Raw genomic sequence first — 2320 nt, 5'->3', positions numbered from 1 at the left:
GAGCAGGGATTCGCATTGTTGACGGAATCTAAAGTTCCTACGGCTATAATAATCTTACTCTGCTCTTTTGTTCTTTCTGGTTAAAGTCTCTAATTTAACTATAATACAAACTTAGGATGGCTATAAGTAATTGCTTGTTCTCGCCTACTTCTGAAAATCCTATCGGATTTTCAGCTTGGTGTGTACTAGCAAAGTTAACCGCTAAACCACGCAACTACTCATAGCCGAGACCGTTAGCCTTCATTAAAACCAACCACTAAATAAATGATAAAATTCTTTAGAAAAATAAGATACGACCTTATGGAAAAAAATAAAATAGGAAAGTATGTAAAGTATGCTATTGGTGAAATTATTTTGGTAATGATAGGTATTCTTTTGGCTCTACAAATTAATAATTGGAATAACGACAGAATAGAACGCAAACTTGAATCGAATATATTAAGTGAAATTCAAGTAAATCTTGAAAAGGATGTTATTAACCTTACTTCAAAGATTGATTTTAATGAAAATCAAATAAAACATAATACAGTAATTTTGGAACATTTAGTTCGGAAAACACCATTAACTGATTCGTTAAGATTTTCTTATGCAAGATTATCAGGTAGAGGCACATTTGAACCAATAACTGTTGCCTATGAAAACCTAAAATCTAAAGGGATTGACATTATTCACAATGACTCGCTTAGAATTGCCATTTCAGAATTATACGATTTCAAGTATTTTTATGTCACTGAAGATTTAAGAATGGATTATGAGCCAATAAAGAATTTGCATATGAGTGAAATCTACAAGAATGTCAAGTCAGTATTCAGCGATGGCAAAAATCAAAGACTGTCAGAACCTGTGAACCTATCGGAAGCACAGAATAATATTTACTTTCAAGAAGCATTAAAACGAGCTATTGCGTTCTATAATTGGATGAACTATAATTATGATAGAGCAATAAAAGAGAATAAGGATGTTCAGGAACGAATTAAAGCCGAATTGGGTCAAAGAGAGAAATAACGAAAGGCTAACAACGTATATAATTCATTGCTAGTTAGAGCCTACTTACGAAAATCCTCGCGGATTTTCTATTCGGTTTTTATTTGCTAAATTACGTGCTAAACCACGCAACTTATCATATACAAAACCGTTGGCTGTAATTAAAAACTCTTCCTTAATTTTGCTCTTTCAGACAAATGTCTTATATTAGAGGACAAATGTCTATATTATGGTGACTGAAAAACAAAAAGAATATACAAACGATTTAACAGCTATCAATAAGGCAATTAAAGTTTATGTGCGAAACATAGATAAATCTTCACGAATAAAAATCAAAGCAAAAAATATCACATATTCCGATTTTTTTGAAAATAAAATGCTAATAATTCGTGCAATACGAGAAGGCTTACCTTACAAGTTGTTTAGCGAAATTAAAGAAATTACTCCTTTTACAGAAGATGATTGGGCTGAATATTTAAACCTATCTAAAAAAACATTACAGAGACATAGTAATGATGCCAATTATCTTTTTAAGCCAATACACACGGAAAAAATAATAGAATTAGCAGAAGTTACAAATTTCGGAAAAGAAGTATTTGACTCTGTAGAACAATTTTATTTATGGCTTAACACGCCTTCCTATGCACTCGGCAATTTAAAACCAGCTGAGCTTCTAAAAGACTCTTATGGAAAAGAATTGGTAATGGGTGAATTAAATAGAATCGACCAAGGAATTTTCGCATAATGAGAGTATTTAGACTATCAAAGAAAAAATATTCTAAAGAGTTAAGCGGAAAAGGAGCTTCTAGGTCAGGAAATAGGTGGAATTCAAAAGGAACCGAAATAATTTACTCAGCTGAAAGTAGAGCGTTAGCAATGGCCGAAGTCGCCGTACATTTAACCCTTGCTACCTTACCAAGTGATTATGTGATGATTGAGATAGACATACCAGGCAATATAAAAATTAAAGAACTTAAGTTAGAAGACCTTCCAGATAATTGGAATAATCATCCACCAAATATTAGTACTCAAAAAATAGGTGATGAATTCATTGACTCTTTAGATTTTTGTGTTTTAAAAGTTCCGTCTGCTGTGGTTCAAGGAGATTTCAATTATTTAATTAATCCTTATCATAAAGAATTTAAAAAAATAAAAATTTTCGATGTTAAAGAATTCCCATTTGATAAAAGAATATTTAAATAACTACAGCCAACAAAGAACTGAGTTAAAAAACAAGTCTTTTTAGCTTAATCTTGACACATAATTTTCATCATAAGGCAATCCTGATTTTACAATAGCGAATGCTTGTTTTAAAAGTTTGTTTGCTACTGCAATC

3 protein-coding genes are annotated in these 2320 nt (G+C 31.4%); all 3 read left to right on the top strand.

Annotated features, from left to right (window positions below; genetic code table 11):
- The first annotated feature begins 300 nt into the window (after nt 1–300).
- Complete coding sequence (locus tag ACFQ1K_RS14540; protein WP_320556877.1) at nt 301–1005, top strand: DUF6090 family protein; 705 nt, start codon at nt 301–303, stop codon at nt 1003–1005.
- A gap of 208 nt (nt 1006–1213) precedes the next feature.
- Nucleotides 1214–1729, top strand: a complete 516-nt coding sequence (gene parS / locus ACFQ1K_RS14535; protein WP_320556878.1) for a type II RES/Xre toxin-antitoxin system antitoxin — start codon at nt 1214–1216, stop codon at nt 1727–1729.
- Complete coding sequence (locus ACFQ1K_RS14530; protein ID WP_320556879.1) at nt 1729–2187, top strand: RES family NAD+ phosphorylase; 459 nt, start codon at nt 1729–1731, stop codon at nt 2185–2187. Before parS ends, ACFQ1K_RS14530 begins: the two co-directional genes overlap by 1 nt.
- Nucleotides 2188–2320: the final 133 nt, after the last annotated feature.

Origin of the sequence: Winogradskyella aquimaris (genome assembly GCF_042676105.1) — a bacterium.
Lineage (GTDB): Bacteria > Bacteroidota > Bacteroidia > Flavobacteriales > Flavobacteriaceae > Winogradskyella > Winogradskyella aquimaris.
Note: the sequence above shows the minus strand (reverse complement) of the source record. Positions and strands in the feature narration are given on the sequence as shown.

Bases quoted from the DNA above. Each gene is read 5' to 3' on its own strand.
- ACFQ1K_RS14540 (WP_320556877.1), top strand. From the start codon at position 301: ATGGAAAAAAATAAAATAGGAAAGTATGTAAAGTATGCTATTGGTGAA.
- parS (WP_320556878.1), top strand. From the start codon at position 1,214: ATGGTGACTGAAAAACAAAAAGAATATACAAACGATTTAACAGCTATC.
- ACFQ1K_RS14530 (WP_320556879.1), top strand. From the start codon at position 1,729: ATGAGAGTATTTAGACTATCAAAGAAAAAATATTCTAAAGAGTTAAGC.